General features: G+C 72.2%; 16 protein-coding genes. 12 read left to right on the forward strand and 4 right to left on the reverse strand.

Annotation, left to right across the window (positions count from 1 at the left end; translation table 11 throughout):
• Positions 1 to 25 precede the first annotated feature (25 nt).
• Complete coding sequence (miaB, locus tag ACZ5Y0_RS15765; RefSeq protein ID WP_469129225.1) at positions 26 to 1,555, forward strand: tRNA (N6-isopentenyl adenosine(37)-C2)-methylthiotransferase MiaB; 1,530 nt, start codon at positions 26 to 28, stop codon at positions 1,553 to 1,555.
• Positions 1,556 to 1,646: 91 nt separating this feature from the next.
• Positions 1,647 to 2,363: a class III extradiol dioxygenase subunit B-like domain-containing protein gene (locus ACZ5Y0_RS15770; protein WP_469129226.1), complete on the forward strand. Its 717-nt coding sequence runs from the start codon at positions 1,647 to 1,649 to the stop codon at positions 2,361 to 2,363.
• Between the two features lie 111 nt (positions 2,364 to 2,474).
• On the opposite strand, the gene ACZ5Y0_RS15775 is transcribed toward ACZ5Y0_RS15770, so the two are convergent.
• Positions 2,475 to 2,744, reverse strand: coding sequence for an antitoxin (locus ACZ5Y0_RS15775; RefSeq protein ID WP_469129227.1), 270 nt, complete (start codon positions 2,742 to 2,744; stop codon positions 2,475 to 2,477).
• 24 nt (positions 2,745 to 2,768) lie between these two features.
• Positions 2,769 to 2,996, reverse strand: a complete 228-nt coding sequence (locus ACZ5Y0_RS15780; protein WP_469129228.1) for a hypothetical protein — start codon at positions 2,994 to 2,996, stop codon at positions 2,769 to 2,771.
• A gap of 181 nt (positions 2,997 to 3,177) precedes the next feature.
• On the opposite strand from ACZ5Y0_RS15780, the gene miaA reads away from it, so the two are divergent.
• From miaA to hflX, 6 genes are all read left to right on the forward strand, one after another.
• Positions 3,178 to 4,116: a tRNA (adenosine(37)-N6)-dimethylallyltransferase MiaA gene (gene miaA / locus ACZ5Y0_RS15785; protein ID WP_469129229.1), complete on the forward strand. Its 939-nt coding sequence runs from the start codon at positions 3,178 to 3,180 to the stop codon at positions 4,114 to 4,116.
• A gap of 108 nt (positions 4,117 to 4,224) precedes the next feature.
• The gene (locus ACZ5Y0_RS15790; RefSeq protein ID WP_469129425.1) at positions 4,225 to 4,827 is read left to right on the forward strand and encodes a hypothetical protein; all 603 of its coding nucleotides are present in this window, start codon (positions 4,225 to 4,227) and stop codon (positions 4,825 to 4,827) included.
• A 68-nt stretch (positions 4,828 to 4,895) separates the two neighbouring features.
• On the forward strand, positions 4,896 to 5,765 hold the full coding sequence (gene dapF / locus ACZ5Y0_RS15795; RefSeq protein ID WP_469129230.1) for a diaminopimelate epimerase: 870 nt from the start codon (positions 4,896 to 4,898) through the stop codon (positions 5,763 to 5,765).
• A 299-nt stretch (positions 5,766 to 6,064) separates the two neighbouring features.
• Positions 6,065 to 8,218 (forward strand): RelA/SpoT family protein, encoded by a 2,154-nt coding sequence (locus ACZ5Y0_RS15800; RefSeq protein WP_469129231.1) that lies wholly within the window; start codon positions 6,065 to 6,067, stop codon positions 8,216 to 8,218.
• A 146-nt stretch (positions 8,219 to 8,364) separates the two neighbouring features.
• On the forward strand, positions 8,365 to 9,885 hold the full coding sequence (locus tag ACZ5Y0_RS15805) for a M1 family metallopeptidase (RefSeq protein WP_469129232.1): 1,521 nt from the start codon (positions 8,365 to 8,367) through the stop codon (positions 9,883 to 9,885).
• Between the two features lie 140 nt (positions 9,886 to 10,025).
• Complete coding sequence (hflX, locus tag ACZ5Y0_RS15810; protein ID WP_469129233.1) at positions 10,026 to 11,519, forward strand: GTPase HflX; 1,494 nt, start codon at positions 10,026 to 10,028, stop codon at positions 11,517 to 11,519.
• A 76-nt stretch (positions 11,520 to 11,595) separates the two neighbouring features.
• Here the strand turns inward: hflX and ACZ5Y0_RS15815 are convergent, their stop codons facing one another.
• Both ACZ5Y0_RS15815 and ACZ5Y0_RS15820 read right to left on the reverse strand, forming a co-directional pair.
• Complete coding sequence (locus tag ACZ5Y0_RS15815; protein WP_469129234.1) at positions 11,596 to 12,822, reverse strand: IS30 family transposase; 1,227 nt, start codon at positions 12,820 to 12,822, stop codon at positions 11,596 to 11,598.
• Positions 12,823 to 12,899: 77 nt separating this feature from the next.
• Positions 12,900 to 14,117 carry a trypsin-like serine peptidase gene (locus ACZ5Y0_RS15820; RefSeq protein ID WP_469129235.1) on the reverse strand — a complete coding sequence of 406 codons (1,218 nt, stop codon included), beginning with the start codon at positions 14,115 to 14,117 and terminating at the stop codon, positions 12,900 to 12,902.
• Between the two features lie 439 nt (positions 14,118 to 14,556).
• Between ACZ5Y0_RS15820 and ACZ5Y0_RS15825 the strand changes: the two genes are divergently transcribed.
• From ACZ5Y0_RS15825 to ACZ5Y0_RS15840, 4 genes are all read left to right on the forward strand, one after another.
• Positions 14,557 to 15,945, forward strand: coding sequence for a diaminobutyrate--2-oxoglutarate transaminase family protein (locus ACZ5Y0_RS15825; protein WP_469129236.1), 1,389 nt, complete (start codon positions 14,557 to 14,559; stop codon positions 15,943 to 15,945).
• Between the two features lie 77 nt (positions 15,946 to 16,022).
• A complete protein-coding gene (locus ACZ5Y0_RS15830) occupies positions 16,023 to 17,834 on the forward strand; it encodes an IucA/IucC family protein (RefSeq protein WP_469129426.1) in 1,812 nt (603 codons plus the stop codon).
• A 27-nt stretch (positions 17,835 to 17,861) separates the two neighbouring features.
• Positions 17,862 to 18,557 (forward strand): GNAT family N-acetyltransferase, encoded by a 696-nt coding sequence (locus ACZ5Y0_RS15835; RefSeq protein ID WP_469129237.1) that lies wholly within the window; start codon positions 17,862 to 17,864, stop codon positions 18,555 to 18,557.
• Positions 18,558 to 18,731: 174 nt separating this feature from the next.
• The gene (locus ACZ5Y0_RS15840) at positions 18,732 to 20,705 is read left to right on the forward strand and encodes an ATP-dependent DNA helicase (RefSeq protein ID WP_469129238.1); all 1,974 of its coding nucleotides are present in this window, start codon (positions 18,732 to 18,734) and stop codon (positions 20,703 to 20,705) included.
• Positions 20,706 to 20,722: the final 17 nt, after the last annotated feature.

Consider the following 20,722-nt stretch of genomic DNA (forward strand, 5'->3'; position numbering starts at 1 on the left):
CCCGTGGACCGCCTACCCTTGAGGCATGACCAGCAGCAGCGACCGGAGCCTCGCAGTGGACGTTCCCGCACCCAAGAGCTACGAGATTCGCACCTACGGGTGCCAGATGAACGTCCACGACTCCGAGCGATTGTCCGGGCTGCTCGAAGACGCCGGGTACGTGCGCGCCCCCGAGGGGTCGGACGGTGACGCGGACGTCGTCGTCTTCAACACCTGCGCCGTACGGGAGAACGCCGACAACCGGCTGTACGGCAACCTCGGCCGTCTCGCGCCGAAGAAGGCCTCCCGGCCCGGCATGCAGATCGCGGTCGGCGGCTGCCTGGCGCAGAAGGACCGCGACACCATCGTGAAGAAGGCCCCCTGGGTCGACGTCGTCTTCGGCACCCACAACATCGGCAAGCTCCCCGTGTTGCTGGAACGCGCGCGCGTGCAGGAAGAGGCGCAGGTCGAGATCGCCGAGTCCCTGGAGGCGTTCCCCTCGACACTGCCCACCCGCCGCGAGAGCGCGTACGCGGCGTGGGTGTCGATCTCCGTCGGCTGCAACAACACCTGCACCTTCTGCATCGTCCCGGCCCTGCGCGGCAAGGAGAAGGACCGCCGCACCGGCGACATCCTCGCCGAGATCGAGGCCCTGGTCGGCGAGGGCGTCAGCGAGATCACGCTGCTCGGCCAGAACGTCAACGCGTACGGCTCCGACATCGGCGACCGGGAGGCCTTCAGCAAGCTGCTGCGCGCCTGCGGGACGATCGAGGGCCTGGAGCGCGTGCGGTTCACCTCGCCGCACCCGCGCGACTTCACCGACGACGTCATCGCCGCCATGGCCGAGACGCCGAACGTGATGCCGCAGCTGCACATGCCGCTCCAGTCCGGCTCGGACACCGTCCTGAAGGCGATGCGCCGCTCCTACCGCCAGGAGCGCTACCTCGGGATCATCGAGAAGGTCCGCGCGGCCATCCCGCACGCCGCGATCACCACCGACATCATCGTGGGCTTCCCCGGCGAGACCGAGGAGGACTTCGAGGAGACCCTGCACGTGGTGCGCGAGGCCCGGTTCGCCCAGGCCTTCACGTTCCAGTACTCCAAGCGGCCCGGCACCCCGGCCGCCACCATGGAGAACCAGATTCCCAAGGCGGTCGTCCAGGCACGCTACGAGCGTCTCGTCGCCCTCCAGGAGGAGATCTCCTGGGAGGAGAACAAGAAGCAGGTCGGCCGCACCCTGGAGCTGATGGTCGCCGAGGGCGAGGGCCGCAAGGACGGCGCCACGCACCGCCTCTCCGGCCGCGCCCAGGACAACCGCCTGGTCCACTTCACCAAGCCGGAGCAGGAGGTCCGCCCCGGCGACGTCGTCACGGTCGAGATCACCTACGCCGCCCCGCACCACCTGCTCGCCGAAGGCGCCGTCCTCGGCGTGCGCCGCACGCGCGCGGGAGACGCCTGGGAGAAGCGCAGCGCGGAGAAGGCCGCCAAGTCGGCCGGCGTCATGCTGGGCCTGCCGAGGATCGGCGTCCCCGCCCCGCTGCCGGTGGCCACCGGCAGCGGCTGCGGCTGCGACTGACCGGGCGCGGGCGACGCCCGTCCGGCACCACAAGGGCACCCGCCGGTCCCGCCGCGCGCGAGGCCGGCGGCTCGGGGTTACCCTGCCGATCATGCTTGTCGCCGCCGCAGTCTGCCCCTGCCCGCCCCTGCTCGTGCCCGAGGTGGCCGCGGGTGCCGCGCCCGAGCTGGAAGCCGCCCGTACCGCCTGCTCCGACGCGCTGTCGGTGCTCGCCGCCGCTCGGCCGGACCTTCTCCTGGTGATCGGCCCCGCCGACGAGGCCGGACGGGGCACGCACCCGGCGGGCACGCCGGGTTCGCTCCGTGGCTTCGGCGTGGACCTCGCCGTACGGCTCGGCCCGCCGGACGCGGGCGTCGTGGCGGAGCGCGAACTGCCGCCCTCGCTCACTGTCGGCGCCTGGCTGCTGGAGCGGGCCGGCTGGTCGGACGCGCCGGTCGAGGGCCTCGGCGTGGGGGAGTCCCTCCCGCCCGAACGGTGCGTCGAGGCCGGCCGGGAGATCGGCGCCCGGCCAGGTCGGACCGCGGTCCTGGTGATGGGGGACGCGAGCGCGTGCCGCACGCTGAAGGCACCGGGTTATCTGGACGAACGAGCGGCGCCCTTCGACGCGGCGGCCGGGCGCGCGCTCGGCGCCGCCGACATCGCCGCCCTCAAGTCGCTCGACGCCGCACTGGCCCGCGAGCTGAAAGCGGCCGGACGGGCCCCGTGGCAGGTGCTCGCGGGTGCTGCCGAGGACGCCGGTCTGTCCGGTACCCCGCTGTACGAGGACGCGCCGTACGGCGTCGGATACGTGGTCGCGGCCTGGTCGTAGTCGCGTCCGCAACGGCGCCGCGCCCGGAATCGTCCGCGGAACAGGCGGACGACCGCGTGCGCGAGGCGCCTCGCGACCGTCCGCCCATCGGTGTGCTGCTGCCGCCGTCGCTCAGGGCGCCGGCGGGGGCGTGCTCGGGGGCGTGAACCTGTCGCCTCCCGCTTCCGGCTCGTCCTTGTGCGCGAGCCGGTCCACCGCGCCCTTGGCCTTGCCGGTGCCCGATTGGATCTTGTCGGCGTACTTGCCCTTCGTCCTCTCGTCGACGATGTGGGCGGCCTTGTCGATCCCCTGCTGGACCTTGTCACCGTGCTGTTGCGCGAGGCCGGAGACCTTGTCCTTGGCGGGGCCGAGCTTGGCCTTCAGGTGGTGCAAAAGACCCATGGGTCACCTTCTCTGGCGCGTCCGTCAGGTGTGGGCGCTCTCGCCGGCCTCGCTGTCGACAGCCCCTCCCGCCGACTGCTGCCGCGGGATGCCGACACCGTCCTCGGCGGATTCCTCCGCCCCGGTGCCGTCCTCGGACGAACCGGCAGGTGCCGTCGCCTGCCGTGCGGCCGCTTCCTCCGAGACCGTGCTGTCCGCGGCCGCTTCCTGTGTGGCCTTCGACCTGCGGAAAAGCCGTGCCAAAACGCCCATATTCACTCCATACGGTACTCGTGCGGGCGAAATCCCGCGTCGCCCGGTGCGTCCGTTTGCGTCACCGGGTCAGGCCGCCCCGTGAACGGTGACGGATATCTCGCAACGGGCAACGACTCGGGAGGAGTCCTGTCACCTAACTCGTTCGGGGGCACGGTGTGACGTTTGGGAGACTGTTCCGGTGAGCAGCGCACCCCCCGCCCCCCGCGTCATCGCCGTCGTCGGACCCACCGCGGCCGGAAAATCCGACCTGGGCGTCTTCCTGGCCCAACGCCTCGGCGGCGAGGTCGTCAACGCCGACTCCATGCAGTTGTACCGAGGGATGGACATCGGCACCGCCAAGCTGACGCCCGAGGAACGCGGCGGCGTCCCGCACCACCTCCTCGACATCTGGGACGTCACCGTCACCGCCTCGGTCGCCGAGTACCAGCGGCTGGCCCGCGCCCGCATCGACGCCCTGCTCGCCGAGGGCCGCTGGCCGGTCCTCGTCGGCGGCTCCGGCCTGTATGTCCGAGGCGCCGTGGACAACCTGGAATTCCCCGGCACCGACCCCGAGGTCCGGGCCCGGCTGGAGGAGGAACTGACGCTGCGCGGTTCCGGCGCCCTGCACGCCCGCCTGGCCGCCGCCGACCCCGAGGCGGCGCAGGCGATCCTGCCGAGCAACGGCCGCCGTATCGTCCGCGCCCTCGAAGTGATCGAGATCACCGGGAAGCCCTTCACGGCCAATCTTCCGGGGCACGACTCCGTCTACGACACGGTCCAGATCGGTGTCGACGTGACCCGCCCCGAGCTCGACGAGCGCATCGCCCGCCGTGTCGACCGGATGTGGGACGCGGGGCTCGTGGACGAGGTGCGCGCGCTGGAGGCGCAAGGCCTGCGCGAGGGGCGTACGGCCTCCCGCGCGCTGGGCTACCAGCAGGTCCTCGCGGCGCTGGCCGGGGAGTGCACCGACGAGGAGGCACGCGCGGAGACGGTCCGTGCCACCAAGCGCTTCGCGCGCCGTCAGGATTCCTGGTTCAGGCGCGATCCGCGGGTGCACTGGTTGAGTGGGGCCGTGGCGGACCTCACGGAACTTCCGCAGCTCGCGCTGGCGTTGGTCGAACGACCGGTCACAGCCTGATCACGTCATGGCATCGGGACGCTCAGGCCGTCATCCGGGCCTCCGGCACCATGCCATCATCGAGCTTCGATCGACCAAGTGGAGTCCGAGTTGGGAGGGCGCGTGGCGATGGAGGCCGGCCCTCGCGACAACGCACAAAGCACCGAGCACGGCACCACCGGGCGTGGTGAACCGGAGCCGGAGGACGGCCGTCTGAGTTCCGACGGACCGGACGGCACCAGCGGCGTCGACGGCACGAACGGCATCGACGGTCCGAACGACGTGGACGGCACTGGCGTCGTCGTCGGCGCTGACGACATCGACGACACGGACGACGTCGAGGACGGTGTGACCGCCGACGGCCCCGAGCCCGAGGAGATGTTCGCCGGCGGCCCGGAGGTCGAGGTCGAGCTGCGCCCTCAGCGCCGGTTGCGGATCTGGCAGCTCGCCCCCATCGTCGCCCTGGCCGCGACGGGCTCCCTGATGTTCGCCTTCCCTCTCGCCTTCGACTTCGGCGACAGCGGAGCCGTGATCGCCATGCTGGGCCTGCTGATCTGCTCCTGCGCGGCCGGCTGGGGCATGATGGCCGCCCGCCGTGTCGGCCACACCTGGCCCGGCCTGCCCCAGCGCGGCTCCGGCCGCCGCCCCGACTGGCGGGTCGTGCTCGCCTACGTCGTCGTGGTCACCGCGGTCGTGGTCCTGGCCGTCTGGCGGGTCGCACGGCTGCGCTAGCCCCGGCCGGCCTGTCCCCCCCGTTCCCTTCAGGCGGGACCGCCGCAGCCACCCCGTACGATCGAGGGATGAGCACGCGGATCGCCTTCCTCAAGGGGCACGGCACCGAGAACGACTTCGTGATCGTCCCGGACCCGGAGAACGCCATCGACCTCCCCCCGGCAGCCGTCGCCGCCCTGTGCGACCGCCGCGCGGGCATCGGCGGTGACGGGCTGCTGCACGTCGTGCGCTCCGTCGCGCACCCCGAGGCGAAGCACATGGCGGCCGAGGCCGAGTGGTTCATGGACTACCGCAACGGCGACGGCTCGATCGCCGAGATGTGCGGCAACGGCGTCCGGGTCTTCGCCCGCTACCTCCGGCACGCCGGCCTGGTTCCCGAGGGAGACCTCGCGATCGCCACCCGCGGCGGTGTGAAGAGCGTGCACCTCGCCAAGGACGGCGACATCACCGTCGGCATGGGCAAGGCGCGCCTCCCCGGAGGGGACGTCACGGTGAGCGTCGGCGAGCGCAGCTGGCCCGCCCGGAACGTGAACATGGGCAACCCGCACGCCGTCGCCTTCGTCGACGACCTCGCACACGCGGGCGCCCTCCACTCCCCGCCCCCCGTCAGCCCCGCTTGCGCCTACCCGGACGGGGTCAACGTCGAGTTCGTCGTCGACCGCGGCCCGCGGCACGTCGCACTGCGCGTGCACGAGCGCGGGTCCGGCGAGACCCGTTCCTGCGGCACGGGCGCGTGCGCCGTCGTCGTGGCCGCCGCCCGCCGGGACGGCGCCGACCCGTCTGTCACCGGAACTGCGGCGACGTACACCGTGGATGTCCCCGGCGGCCGGCTGGTGATCACCGAGCGGTCCGACGGCGAGATCGAGATGACGGGTCCGGCGGTGATCGTCGCCGAAGGCGAGATCGACTCCGAGTGGCTGGAAAACGCCGTCCGCTGAGGAGCGGGGCGGCTTGGCATCGGAGGCGGCTACGGCCCGGCACGCACGGGAGTGCCGCCGGGTCCGGGGCCGTGGGTTCGAAATCAAGACCGATCGCAGGTCAGGCGGCGCAAAACCGTAAACCTCGAAAGCGTCGCTCGAACGGGTGATCCGTTTCACGCTCGGCGAGAGGCGGTCAGTCGCGCGTGATGGGCTCGGTAGCATCAAGCACCGGCCCGGACGGGGGATTGCTGCCAGCCCCCTGAGCCGTGTCCGCCCTGGGGCACCCCGTCCGCCGGTCCACGCAGCCGGAGGTGCCCATGAGTGCGGAGGCCACGAACCCCGCGACCCCAGGCCCGGTAGTGCCCGCCGCGCCCCGCAGGCGCAGCCGCCCCCGGATCGACCTGCGCCGTCTGGGCCGGGCGGCCCTGCTCGGTCCCGCCTCCCGCGGCAGGCTGCCCGACGCGATCGGCCACGTCGTCGAGGCCCACCGCTTCCACCACCCGGACGCCGACCTCGAACCACTGCGCCGCGCCTACGTGCTCGCGGAGTCCTCCCACCGGGGCCAGATGCGCAAGAGCGGCGAGCCGTACATCACGCACCCGCTCGCGGTGACGCTCATCCTGGCCGAACTCGGCGCCGAGACCACCACGTTGACCGCCTCGCTGCTCCACGACACCGTGGAGGACACCGATGTGACGCTCGACCAGGTCGGCGACGAGTTCGGCGCCGAGGTGCGCTATCTCGTCGACGGCGTGACGAAGTTGGAGAAGGTCGACTACGGCGCCGCCGCCGAACCCGAGACCTTCCGCAAGATGCTCGTCGCCACCGGCAACGACGTCCGTGTGATGTCGATCAAACTCGCCGACCGGCTGCACAACATGCGCACCCTCGGCGTGATGCGTCCCGAGAAGCAGGAACGCATCGCCAAGGTGACCCGCGACGTCCTGATCCCGCTCGCCGAACGCCTCGGTGTCCAGGCCCTGAAGACCGAACTGGAGGACCTGGTCTTCGCGATCCTGCACCCCGAGGAGTACGAGCACACCCGCGAGCTGATCGTCGGCAACGCCTCGCGCGCGGACGACCCCCTCGCCGAGTTCGCCGACGCGATGCGCGCTGTGCTGCGCGACGCCGACATCCAGGCCGAAGTCCTCATCCGGCCCCGGCACTTCGTCTCCCTGCACCGCACCGCCCGCAAACGGGGACGGCTGCGGGGCTCCGACTTCGGCCGCCTGCTCGTCCTCGTCAACGAGGACGCCGACTGTTACGCGGTCCTCGGCGAACTGCACACCTGTATGACCCCCGTGGTCTCGGAGTTCAAGGACTTCATCGCCGTCCCCAAGTTCAACCTCTACCAGTCGCTGCACACGGCCGTCGCCCGTGCGGACGGCCAGGTCGCCGAAGTCCTCATCCGCACCCACCAGATGCACAAGGTCGCCGAGGCCGGGGTCGTCGCGCTCGGCAATCCCTACGCCCCTCCCTCCGAGGAGCAGACCGCACCGGACGGCGAGCGCGTCGACCCTACTCGTCCCGGCTGGCTCTCCCGCCTCCTCGACTGGCAGGAGGCCGCCCCCGACCCGGACACGTTCTGGTCCACCCTGCGCGAGGACCTCGCCCAGGACCGCGAGATCACCGTCTTCCGCCCCGACGGCGGCACCCTCGGCCTGCCCGAGGGCGCCACCTGCGTGGACGCCGCGTACGCGCAGTACGGCGAGGACGCCCACGCCTGCCTCGGCGCCCGCGTCAACGGCCGTCTGGCGCCCCTGAGCACCGTGCTGCGGGACGGCGACACCGTCCAGCTCCTCATGGGCCAGGACCCGGCCTCCGAGCCCTCCAGGGAGTGGCTGGAGCACGCCCACACCCCCGCGGCCCGCATCGCCATCCAGCGATGGCTGGCGGCCCACCCGGGCACGGACGGCCCGGCCGCCGAGGCCGCCGACACGAAGGCCGGCCCCGCACAGCCTCCGTCCGACGCCCCCGTGCCCCGGCCCGCGCCCGACGCCCCCGCGCCCCGCCCCGGCGCCGCGATCACGGTCGTGGACCGCCCCGGTGCCGGAGTCCGGCTCGCCGGGTGCTGCACGCCCGTACCGGCCGACGCGATCACCGGCTTCGCCGTGCGCGGGGGAGTGGTGACCGTGCACCGTGTGGAGTGCGCCGCCGTCGAGCGCATGACGCGAGCGGGGCGCGCGGCGGTCGATGTGCGCTGGGGGGACACCACCGAGTGCCGGGTCACCCTGTTCGCCGAGTCGTTCGGTCGCCCGCACCTGCTGGCCGACCTCACCGAGGCGATGGCCCTGGAAGGCGCCGAGATCGTCTCCGCGACCGTCGAACCGCCCAGCCAGCAGCGGGTCCGGCACACCTATACCGTCCAGCTCCCCGACGCGGCCCAGCTGCCCGCCCTGATCCGCGCCATGCGCGACGTTCCCGGCGTGTACGACGTGGGCCGCGCGCACCACCAGGCACCGTCCCCCTGAGACGCGGCTCCGGGGGGCGTCCACGCATCGTCCGTCGTCGCACGCGCGTGCGCACCCCGGACGCCGAGCGCGCGTGGGCAACCCGTTCGGGTGGCCCGATCGCGCGTCTGCGCCGTCCGGGCGGGACGCGCTGGTAGCCGTGGTGCATGCTGATCTCCCCCCGCGCCCAGGCCCACCAGGACGGCACCGGCACCCGCCGGCCCCGTACCGCCCGCTCCCGCGGCCTCGCCTCCGCCCTGCTCGCCTCGGCCGTGTCCGTCTGCCTGGTCGCCGCGGGCGCCCCGCCCACCCCGCTCGGCGTCGGCGACCGCCTCTTCCCGCACCTGGGAAACCCCGGGTACGACGTGGCGTCGTACGACCTGGCACTGACGTACTCCGGAAACAACGGCAAGCCGCTCCAGGCGGTCACCACGATCGACGGCTGGACCACCGACAGACTGAACCGGATCAACCTCGATTTCGCCCACGGTGACGTCCAGTCGGTCGAGGTCGACGGGAAGCGCGCCCGTTTCGCCACCGCCGGCGAGGACCTGGTGATCACGCCGGCGGCCCCACTGTCCCGCGGTGACTGGATGCGCGTCACCGTGCGGCACACCAGCGACCCGGTGAGCGGCGAGGACCGCGAGGGCGGCTGGGTGCGGACAGCGGACGGGCTGGCCATGGCCAACCAGGCCGACGCCGCCCACCTGGTGTTCCCGTGCAACGACCATCCCTCCGACAAGGCCATGTTCACCGTCCGGGTCACCGCGCCCAACGGTTACACGGCCGTGGCCAACGGCCTGCCGACCCGCGTCGACCGGGCGGGCCGCGCGACGACATGGACGTACCGCACCCTGCACCCGATGGCCACCGAACTCGCCCAGGTCTCCATCGGCCGCTCCGCCGTCCTGCACCGCGAGGGACCGCACGGGCTGCCCGTCCGGGACGTCGTCCCCGCCAAGGACCGCGCGGCCCTCGAACCCTGGCTGAAGAAGACGCCCGCGCAGATCGCCTGGATGGAGAGCAAGGTCGGCCCCTACCCCTTCGAGACGTACGGCGTGCTCGTCGCCGACGCCGCCACCGGCTTCGAACTGGAGACGCAGACCCTCTCCCTCTTCGAGAAGGGCCTGTTCACCGAGCCCGCCTACCCCGAGTGGTACGTCGAGTCGATCATGGTGCACGAGCTGGCCCACCAGTGGTTCGGCGACAGCGTCAGCCCGCGCACCTGGTCCGACCTGTGGCTCAACGAAGGGCACGCCACCTGGTACGAGGCCCTGTACGCGCAGGAGAAGGCCGACCGCACCCTGGAGGCGCGCATGAGGGCGGCGTACGGCGCCTCCGACCGCTGGCGCGCGGCCGGCGGCCCGCCCGGCGCCCCCAAGCCGCCCGCCCCCGGCCAGAAGACCGGCATCTTCCGCTCCAACGTCTACGACGGCGCGGCCCTCGTGCTGTTCGCCCTGCGACAGAAGATCGGCAAGAAGGCGTTCGACCGGCTGGAGCGGACCTGGCTGACCGACCACCGCGACGCCACCGCGAGCACGGCCGACTTCGTCCGCCTCGCCGGTCAGGTCTCCGGCCGTGATCTCGGAAGCTTCTTCCAGCACTGGCTGTACGACGAGAAGACCCCGCCGATGCCCGGCCACCCGGAGTGGAAGCCGGCCGCGTCCACCGCCGGGACCCCCGAATAAGGCGAGGACGAGACGGGCCGTACCGTGCGACCATCGTCGGGTCGGTGGGCACGGGACACGGGACACGGGAATCTCCCGCAGTGCTCGTGCGTTGTGCACTATGACCGCCGAACAGGCAACCCCAACGACGTAAGGACCCAATGACCTCCTCTTCTTCCCCTTCCCAGGACACCAAGCGCTTCGCGCACGCCCATCCCGAAGGTCGTCGGGCCGATGCCCTGATGGAAGAGGACGTCGCCTGGAGCCTCGACACCGACATGGACCGGGACGGCGACCAGTTCGACCGTTCCGAGCGTGCCGCCCTGCGCCGCGTCGCGGGCCTCTCCACCGAACTCGAGGACGTCACCGAGGTCGAGTACCGTCAGCTCCGCCTGGAGCGGGTCGTGCTCGTCGGCGTCTGGACCTCGGGAACGGCACAGGACTCGGAGAACTCCCTCGCGGAGCTGGCCGCCCTCGCGGAGACGGCGGGCGCACTCGTGCTCGACGGCGTGATCCAGCGCCGCGACAAGCCCGACGCGGCCACCTACATCGGCTCCGGCAAGGCCGACGAGCTGCGTGACATCGTCCTCGAGACGGGCGCGGACACCGTCATCTGCGACGGTGAGCTGAGCCCGGGCCAGCTGATCCACCTCGAGGACGTCGTCAAGGTCAAGGTCATCGACCGTACGGCCCTGATCCTGGACATCTTCGCCCAGCACGCCAAGTCCCGTGAGGGCAAGGCGCAGGTCGCCCTCGCGCAGATGCAGTACATGCTGCCGCGGCTGCGGGGCTGGGGTCAGTCGCTGTCGCGTCAGATGGGCGGCGGCAAGGGCGGCGGCCTCGCCACCCGCGGTCCGGGTGAGACCAAGATCGAGACGGACCGGCGCAGGATCCGCGAGAAGATGGCGAAGATGCGCCGGGAGATCGCGGAGATGAAGACCGGCCGCGAGATCAAGCGCCAGGAGCGCAAGCGCCACAAGGTGCCCTCCGTCGCCATCGCGGGCTACACCAACGCCGGCAAGTCCTCGCTGCTCAACCGCCTCACGGGCGCGGGCGTGCTGGTGGAGAACGCCCTGTTCGCGACCCTCGACCCGACCGTGCGCCGGGCCGAGACCCCGAGCGGCCGGCTGTACACGCTGGCGGACACCGTCGGCTTCGTCCGGCACCTGCCGCACCACCTGGTCGAGGCGTTCCGCTCCACCATGGAGGAGGTCGGCGAGTCCGACCTGATCCTGCACGTGGTGGACGGCTCGCACCCGGCCCCCGAGGAGCAGCTCGCCGCCGTACGCGAGGTGATCAGGGACGTCGGCGCCACCGACGTGCCCGAGATCGTCGTGATCAACAAGGCTGACGCGGCGGACCCGCTGACGCTCCAGCGGCTCCTGCGCAACGAGAAGCACTCCATCGCCGTCTCGGCCCGCACCGGCCAGGGCATCGGCGAACTGCTGGCGCTCATCGACGACGAGTTGCCGCGGCCGTCCGTCGAGGTCGAGGCGCTCGTGCCGTACACCCAGGGCCAACTGGTCGCACGCGCCCACGACGAGGGAGAGGTGATCTCCGCGGAGCACACGGCGGAGGGCACCCTGCTGAAGGTTCGGGTGCACGAGGAACTCGCGGCGGACCTCGCGCCGTACGTTCCCGCGGCGCTCGGCTGACGCGTCGGTCCACACGAAAGGCCCGCCCCCCGCTCGGGCGGTTTCTAGGGGTCGTTGCAACACGTGGTTGTGTTGATCAGGCCGCGAGCAGTTCAAGCAGGCGCTCGGCTGGGGTTTCCCAGCCGAGCGTTTTGCGTGGTCGGCCGTTGAGTTCGGCGGCGACGGCGTCGAGGTGTTCGCGGGGATGGACGGACAGCTCGGTGCCCTTGGGGAAGTACCGCCGCAGCAGCCCGTTCGTGTTCTCGTTCGAGCCGCGCTGCCAGGGGCTGGCGGGTTCGCAGAAGTAGACCGGGACATCAGTGGCGATGCTGAAGCTCTTGTGGGCGGCCGTCTCCGAGCCTTGGTCCCGTGTCAGTGAGCGGACCAGGTGACCGGGCAGGGTCTGGACGGTGTTCACCAGGGCATCGCGGACGTGCTCGGCGGTGCGGCCGTCGGGCAGGTGCAGGAGCATCACGTAGCGGGTGGCACGTTCGACGAGGGTGCCGATGGCCGAGGTGCCGTCCTTGCCGATGATCAGGTCGTCTTCCCAGTGGCCGGGAACGGCGCGATCTTCCACTTCGGCGGGGCGTTCGCTGATCAGGACCATGGGTTCTTTGAACCGGGGCTGTCGGCAGTTGGCCTGCCGCTGAGGCTTGCGGCGGGCGTGTCCCGAGCGCAGGGCGCGGGACACCTCGCGGCGGAGTTCTCCGCGGCCCTGGAGGTAAAGCGCCTGGTAGACGGTTTCGTGGACCACGTGCATCTCCGGCCGGTCGGGGAAGGTCGCACGCAGAGCCTGGCAGATCCGTTCCGGGCTCCACCGCCGGGCCAGGCCGGCCCCGATGAAGTCCCGCAGCTCGGGGTTCCGGTGGATCGTGCGCGGCTTGGGGCGGGGGCGGCGGCCGTCCGAGCGGGCCTGGGCGGCATACGGCCGGTAGTGCCACTGGCCGCGGGTCCCGTCTGAGCGGTTGCGGCGGATCTCGCGGCTGACGGTGGACGGGCTGCGGCCCAGCTCGGCGGCGATGGCCCGGACCGTGGCCTTCTCCCGCAGCCGGTCGGCGATGTAGATCCTCTCCTCCTCGCGCAGGTATCGCGACGAGGACGCCGAAGGCGGCACCACCGGACGAACCGGTGATGCCGCCTTGTTCCGGCCGGACGGCCTGCGTCCGTTGCGCCAGCGCCTGCCGGTCTTCGGGTTGACCCCGACGATCCGGCACGCGTCGTTGTTGCTCAGGCCCTGCCGCATGAGCTGGAAGTATGCAGCCCGCTCCACAGAGAGCTTCTTCGCCCCCTGAGGGCTTCGCACCTTCCGGATCTGGAAGTCCATCGCATCCCCTGAACTGGGGTGTTGCGAAAACCACAACCTAAGTCGTCGCGGAGGGCGGGCCTTCGTCGCGCCCTCGTCTACCGGCCGGCGAACTTGTCGCTCACCGAGTCGTACACGCCCTTGGCCACCTCACCCAGCCGGGGTCCCGCGAGCCAGCCGGCGCCCACCGGGCCGATCGAGGTGTTGGACACCAGCGCGGGCTTGCCGTCCGACCCCGCGGCCACCCAGCCGCCGCCGGACGAACCGCCGGTCATCGTGCAGCCGATGCGGTACATCGTCGGGTCGGTGCCGTTGAGCGACAGCCGCCCGGGCTTGTCCTGGCACTGGTACAGCGTCTGCCCGTCGTACGGCGCCGCCGCCGGGTAGCCGGTCGCGGTGATGCTCTTCACCTTGGTCACGGCGGGGGCCGCGAAGTCCACCGGCAGCGCCGAACCGACCATCTCCTCCAGCGACTTGCCGGAGCCACCCTCCTCGGGCGTCACATGAATGACGGCGAAGTCGTACGGGGCCCCGTCACCGCCGGTCTGCCCGCCCTTCTCGATCCACTGGTCCGACGTCTGCGCCCAGTCGCCCCACCAGACCCCGTACGGCGCCACCTCCTCCTTGGTGGCCGACTTCGCGGCCGAAATCCCCGAGTCGTTGTACGAGGGCACGAAGGCGATGTTGCGGTACCAGCCGCCCTTCTTGCCGGCGTGCACGCAGTGGCCCGCCGTCCACACCAAATTGGACTTGCCCGGGTTGGCCGGGTCCTGCACGACCGTCGCCGAGCAGACCATGGTGCCCTCGGGGGAGTCGAAGAACACCTTGCCCGCCTCGGGAGCGTTGGCGTGGTAGGTGGTCGGCACGGCCGCCGCGTCCACCGCCGCCGGCTCCGGATCGGTCACACCCTGGTCGTCGGAGAGGTCGCTCTCGTCGACGCTCCGGTCCGGGTCCTGCGCCTCACGCATCCGGTCCGGGTCCCACAGGCCCTTGATGATGGGGTTGACGTAGTCCTGCGCCTCGCGCAGCCAGTCGTCCCTGTCCCAGTTCTTCCAGGCGCCGTTCTTCCACTTGTCCAGGTCGATCCCGTGCTCTTTGAGCCGGTCCTTGATGTCGTCCGGGATAGTGATCTTTCCGTCGCTCGCGGCCGAGGCGGAGGCGCTGGCCTGACTGTCCGCGTCGGTGCCGCCCGAGTCACACGCGGTCGCGGTGAGCGCGAGCACCGAGGCGAGGGCGACGGCACCCAGTGCGGGAGGGGTTCGGCGTGAGGCGTTCCTCCCCCGTCGAGCGGTGAACGACGGCCGTATGGATCGCATGGTGTGACTCCCCGTGGTGTCAAGGAACTTGGAGCGGTGGCCGCGCCCGCCGCGGGAACTCGGCGTCTTCTCATGCCTGGTTCACGCGGGTCTCACGGCCGGGTGGGACGGCATCACACGATATGCGCTCGCTGTGGGGGACTGCCGACGGAACAGCAACGGTTCCGTCACGGCAAGGATCTTGAGGCAACCCGTAACCCCGTGGGCCGTCGGCGGTTGGTAGCCGTGGGACTGCGGCCTGAGCGCGGCCCTTCCAGCGGAACTCCCCCGAGGGGCGCGCAGCCGCGCCCTCCGCCCGTCGCACCGGTGCGGACCCGGCGGAGGGGATTCCGCGGCAACGACGCGTCGGTGGACAGCGGGAGGACAGCAAGCCGTGGCCGTGACGGAGCCAGTGCCCGGACAGACGTCCGCGGGGCGCGTCGCCGACAGGAGTGACCTCGTGCCGGCACCGGCCCGCGGGGGTGACGGCGACCCCACGTTCCCGGCCACCGCGCCGGGGCGCCTCGCCCACGAGGGCATCCTGCGCCGGCAGGCGGCACGCGAGCCGGCGGCGCGCACCTACGCCCGAGCCCTGCCGATCGTGCCGGTGCGGGCCCGGGGACTGACCATCGAGGGCGCCGACGGCCGCCGTTACCTCGACTGTCTCTCGGGCGCCGGGACCCTCGCGCTCGGTCACAACCACCCCGTCGTCCTGGCGGCCGTCCGCAAGGTCCTCGACTCGGGCCTCCCCCTGCACGACCTCGATCTCGCCACTCCGGTCAAGGACGCCTTCGTCACCGAGCTGTTCCGCACGCTGCCGCCGGGGCTGGCCGACCACGCGCGCGTGCAGTTCTGCGGACCGGCCGGCACGGACGCCGTGAAGGCCGCGGTCGAACTGGTCCGGGCCGCCACGGGCCGCACCGAAGTCCTGGCCTTCACCGGCGCCGACCACGGGACGACCGCGGGTTCCCTCGAAGCCTCCGGCGGCGCCTCGGACGCAGGCGCGACCCGGCTGCCGTGTGCGCGGGACCACCGCCGCCCCTTCGGCATCGGCGGCGATCCGGGCGCCGGACTCGCCGCCCGCCGCGCCGAGTGGGACCTCGGCGACCCCAGGTCACCGGCCGGCGTGATCGTCGAACCCGTCCAGGGGGAGGGGAGCGTGATCCCCGCGCCGGACGCCTGGATGCGCCGGATGCGCCGGATCACCGCGGACCGGTCGATCCCCCTCATCGCCGACGAGGTCCAGACGGGCGTCGGACGGACCGGCGCCTTCTGGGCGGTCGAGCACAGCGGCATCACCCCTGATGTGATGGTGCTGTCCCAGGCCATCGGCGGCAGCCTGCCCCTGGCGGTGATCGTCTACCGGGAGGAACTCGACGTCCGGCGACCGGGCAGCCACGCGGGCACCTTCCGCGGCAACCAGCTCGCCATGGCCGCCGGCACGGCCACCCTCGCGCACGTGCGCGCCAACGGCCTGGCCGAACGCGCGGCCACCCTGGGCGACCGCATCCTGCGCCGGCTGCGCCTTCTGGCGGACGAGTTCCCCTGTGTCGGGGACGTGCGGGGGCGTGGCCTGATGATCGGGGTCGAGATGGTCGACCCGGAGGGGGACCGGGGCGGGCCCGGTCCCGTTCGGCAGACCCGTCCCGCGTCTCCCGAACTGGCCGCCGCCGTGCAGCGGGAGTGCCTGAGCCGCGGCCTGATCGTCGAACTCGGCGGGCGCCACGCGAGCGTCGTACGCCTGCTGCCGCCCCTCACGATCACCGACGAACAGGCGGCGGCCGTACTCGACCGACTGTCGGACGCGGTGCGAGCCGTGTCCCGCGCGCGAGTGAAGGAACGACCGTGAACACCCCACCGCCGTCATCGCCCTCCCCGTCCGTCCTCCCCGCCCCCCGCCGGGAGAAGGACACCACGGCCGACCCGCTGAACCACCCCGACCCCCACCGGGCGGCGCAGGCGGCGGCGGTGGAGAACCTGCTGCGCTGCTGGGTCCGCGAGAGCGGCCTGCCCGCTCCCGAGGACGACGTTCTGAGGATCCCGCTGCCCGCCACCGGCACCGGGCTCCTCGTCCCCGTCCGCTACTGGTCGCCCACCGGCTGGCACCGTTTCGGGCCTCCCCGTCTGGCCCACGCCCCCGAGCACTGCGCGCCCGCGGACGCGGTCGTGGTCGCGGCCCTGCTGAGCCGTGAGGCGGCCGGGCCGCACGGGAGGCCCGAGGTCGTGCCGGTCGGCTCCCGCCACGCGGCGAGTGCCCTCCCCGGTGGCACGGCGGAGGGCGTCGACCTCGTCGCCCGTGTCGCCGACTCCGTGCGCCGCACGGCCGCCTTCGTCAGCGCGCACCGGGAACGACCCCCGGACCGGGCCGACCTGTTCCTCTCCGCCGAGCAGGCTCTGACGCTCGGGCACCCCCTCCATCCCACCCCCAAGAGCCGCGAAGGTCTCTCCGAATCCGAAGCCGGGCTGTACTCACCCGAGTCGCACGGTTCCTTCCCCCTCCACTGGCTGGCCGTCGCGCCCCGGCTCCTGGCCGCCGACTCGGCGTGGACCGAGCGCGGCCGTCCCCTCCCCGCCCAGGTGCTCACGGCCCGCCTCGCCGGCGAACGACTGCCGCTGCCCGACGGGCACGCGGCCCTGCCCGTGCACCCCTGGCAGCTTCGCGAGGCCCGCCACCGTCCCGAGGTCGCTGCCCTGCTCGACGCCGGGCTGCTCCGGGACCTCGGTGCCCACGGCCTCCCGTGGCACCCCACCTCCTCCGTACGAACCGTTCACCGCCCGGGCGCACCGGCGATGCTCAAACTCTCGCTCGGACTGCGCATCACCAACTCCCGCCGCGAGAACCTCCGCAAGGAACTGCACCGCGGAGTCGAGGTCCACCGCCTGCTGCGCACCGGCCTCGGTGAGCGGTGGCGGGCGGCCCATCCGGGCTTCGACATCGTCCGGGACCCGGCCTGGCTGGCCGTGGACGGGCCGGACGGCCGTCCCGTGGCCGGCCTGGACGTGATGATCCGGCACAACCCGTTCGCTCCGGCCGACGACGTCTCCTGCCTCGCCGGACTCGTCGCGCCCCGCCCGGACCCGCCCCGGACGGAAGGCGGTGGCTCCGCACCCTCCCGGCTCGCCGCGATCGTCGCGCGTCTCGCCGCCGCGACGGGCCGGCCGCGCCAGACCGTGACCGCGGAGTGGTTCCTGCGCTACCTGCGGGAGGTCGTACGACCCGTGCTGTGGCTCGACGGCGAGGCGGGCATCGCACTCGAGGCGCACCAACAGAACACACTGGTCCTGCTGGACGCCGACGGCTGGCCCCGTGGCGGCCGCTATCGCGACAACCAGGGCTACTACTTCCGCGCGTCCCGCCGCGCGGAGCTGGAGGCCCGACTGCCCGGCATCGGCGCGGCCAGTGACACCTTCGTCCCGGACGAGGTGACCGACGAGCGCTTCGCCTACTACCTCGGCATCAACAACGTACTGGGACTCGTCGGCGCTCTGGGATCCCAGCGTCTCGCCGACGAGCGGATGCTGCTCGCCGCCTTCCGGCGCTTCCTCACCGATACCGACGCGCTCTCCGGGATCGGCCCCGGTCGGCCCCGCAGTTCCCTGCCCGCCCGTCTGCTCGACTCACCCGTCCTGCGCTGCAAGGCCAATCTCCTCACCCGCCTCCACGGCCTGGACGAACTCGTCGGCCCGGTCGACACCCAGTCCGTGTACGTCACCATCGCCAACCCCCTCCACCTCTGAACCGCCGCTTCCGACAGGAGCCGATCCGTGCCCGCCACCGACGCCCAGGAGACGCTGGACTCACGTCTGCCCGACGGCTTCCTCACCTCGCTCGCAGGAGAGGCGCCCGAGATCACGGCCGTGGCGGGCGGGAGGGGCCGCGGGGTCCCCGGGGAGCTGCTCGACCACGTCGGCGCCTGGGGACGGGCGGCCACCCCCGCCGGAGCCTTCCACCTCCTCCCCGTCCGGATCGAGAGGGACCTGACTCGCATCGCCCGGTGGATGAACGACCCCGCGGTCGCGGCCTTCTGGGAACTGGCCGGCCCCGAGGACGTGACCGCGGCGCACCTGCGCCGCCAGCTCGCCGGTGACGGCCGCAGCGTGCCGTGCCTCGGCGTCCTGGAGGGCACCCCCATGAGCTACTGGGAGATCTACCGGGCGGACCTCGATCCTCTGGCCCGCTTCTACCCGGCCCGCCCTCACGACACCGGCATCCACGTCCTCCTCGGTGGCGTCGCCGACCGGGGCCGAGGGCTCGGCGCCGTACTGCTCAGGGCGGTCGCCGATCTCGTACTGGACAGGAGACCCGGCTGTGCGCGGGTCGTCGCCGAACCCGACCTCCGTAACACCCCGTCGATCGCGGCCTTCCTGACCGCCGGCTTCCGGTTCTCCGCGGAGGTCGGCCTGCCCGCGAAGCGAGCCGCCCTCATGATCCGGGAACGGGTGCTGCGTGATCTGTTGTGACCTCACGACGACTTCCCCGGTCACCGGTCGGCCGCATGCGGGCCCGATCGTTCACTCCCGAACGGAAACCGGCGCCATCACCCCGTCGGCCGGGCGGCACACCGTCGTGATCGTGTCCGTCCCGCCCCCCGTGAGGACACCTTTGTCAGTGCCGCCCCGTAGGGTGGTCGCGCTATGACGAAGCCCTCACTCCCCGAACTCCTGCATGCTGCCGTCGCCGCCGTCGGCGGCACGGAGCGCCCCGGCCAGGTGACCATGGCCGAAGCCGTCGCGGAGGCGATCGACGACGGTTCCCACCTGCTGGTCCAGGCCGGCACCGGCACCGGTAAGTCGCTGGGGTACCTCGTGCCCGCGCTCGCCCACGGGGAGCGAGTCGTCGTGGCGACCGCCACCCTGGCGCTGCAACGCCAGCTCGTCGAGCGCGACCTGCCGCGCACGGTCGACGCGCTGCATCCGCTGCTGCGCCGCCGCCCGGAGTTCGCGATGCTCAAGGGCCGGTCCAACTACCTGTGTCTGCACCGGCTGCACGAGGGCATGCCCCAGGACGAGGAGGAGGGCCTCTTCGACCAGTTCGAGGCGGCCGCGCCCACCAGTAAACTGGGCCAGGACCTGCTGAGGCTGCGCGACTGGGCCGACGAGACGGAGAACGGCGACCGGGACGACCTGACACCCGGAGTCTCCGACCGCGCCTGGGGCCAGGTCTCGGTCTCCTCCCGCGAGTGTCTCGGCGCCACGAAATGCGCCTACGGAGCCGAGTGCTTCGCGGAGCTGGCCCGGGAGCGGGCCAAACTGGCCGAGGTGGTCGTCACCAACCACGCGCTGCTGGCCATCGACGCCATCGAGGGCGCTCCCGTCCTTCCCCAGCACGAGGTGCTGATCGTCGACGAGGCACACGAGCTGGTCTCGCGCGTCACCGGCGTGGCGACCGGCGAGCTGACCGCGGGCCAGGTCAACAGGGCCGTACGCCGCGCGGCGAAGCTCGTCAACGAGAAAGCCGCCGACCAGCTCCAGACCGCCGCCGAGGGCTTCGAACGGCTGATGGAGCTGGCCCTTCCGGGCCGCCTGGAGGAGATCCCGGAAGATCTCGGTTACGCCCTGATGGCGTTGCGCGACGCCGCCCGCACGGTCATCTCCGGGATCGGCGCGACCCGCGACAAGTCCGTCCAGGACGAGGACTCGGTCCGCAAGCAGGCGCTGGCCTCGGTGGAGAGCGTGCACGACGTGGCGGAGCGCATCGTGAACGGCTCCGAGTACGACGTCGTCTGGTACGAGCGGCACGACCGCTTCGGCGCCTCCCTGCGCGTCGCCCCCATGTCCGTCTCGGGTCTGCTGCGGGAGAAGCTCTTCACGGACCGCTCCGTGGTCCTGGCCTCGGCGACCCTGAAACTGGGCGGGGACTTCAACGGCGTGGGAGCCTCCATGGGGCTCGCCCCGGAAGGCACCCAGGGCGAGGACGTCCCGCAGTGGAAGGGCATCGACGTCGGCTCCCCCTTCGACTATCCCAAGCAGGGCATCCTGTACGTCGCGAAGCACCTGGCCCGCCCCGCGCGCGACGGCGACCGCGCCGACATGCTGGACGAGCTGACCGAGCTGATCCAGGCCGCCGGCGGCCGGACCCTCGGTCTCTTCTCCTCCATGCGCGCCGCCCAGCTGGCCGCGGAGGAGCTGCGCACCCGCCTCCCCGAGTTCCCGATCCTGTTGCAGGGCGAGGAGACGCTCGGCGAGCTGATCAAGAACTTCGCGGCGGACCCGAAGACCTGCCTCTTCGGCACGCTGTCGCTCTGGCAGGGCGTCGACGTGCCCGGCCCCAGTTGTCAGCTGGTGGTGATGGACAAGATTCCGTTCCCGCGTCCGGACGACCCGCTGATGAGCGCGCGCCAGAAGGCGGTGGAGGAGGCGGGCGGCAACGGCTTCATGGCGGTCGCGGCCACCCATGCCGCGCTGCTGATGGCCCAGGGCGCTGGCCGGCTCGTCCGTGCGTCGGGCGACCGCGGTGTCGTCGCCGTGCTGGACCAGCGGCTCGCGACGGCCCGCTACGGCAGCTATCTGAAGGCGTCGATGCCCGACTTCTGGTTCACGACGGACCCGGACCAGGTCCGCAGATCGCTGTCGGCGATCGACGCGGCGGCACGGCAGACCGAGGCCTAGCGGTCGGCAGGCATGGG

The sequence above is a fragment of the Streptomyces sp. NPDC033216 genome, assembly GCF_055577115.1.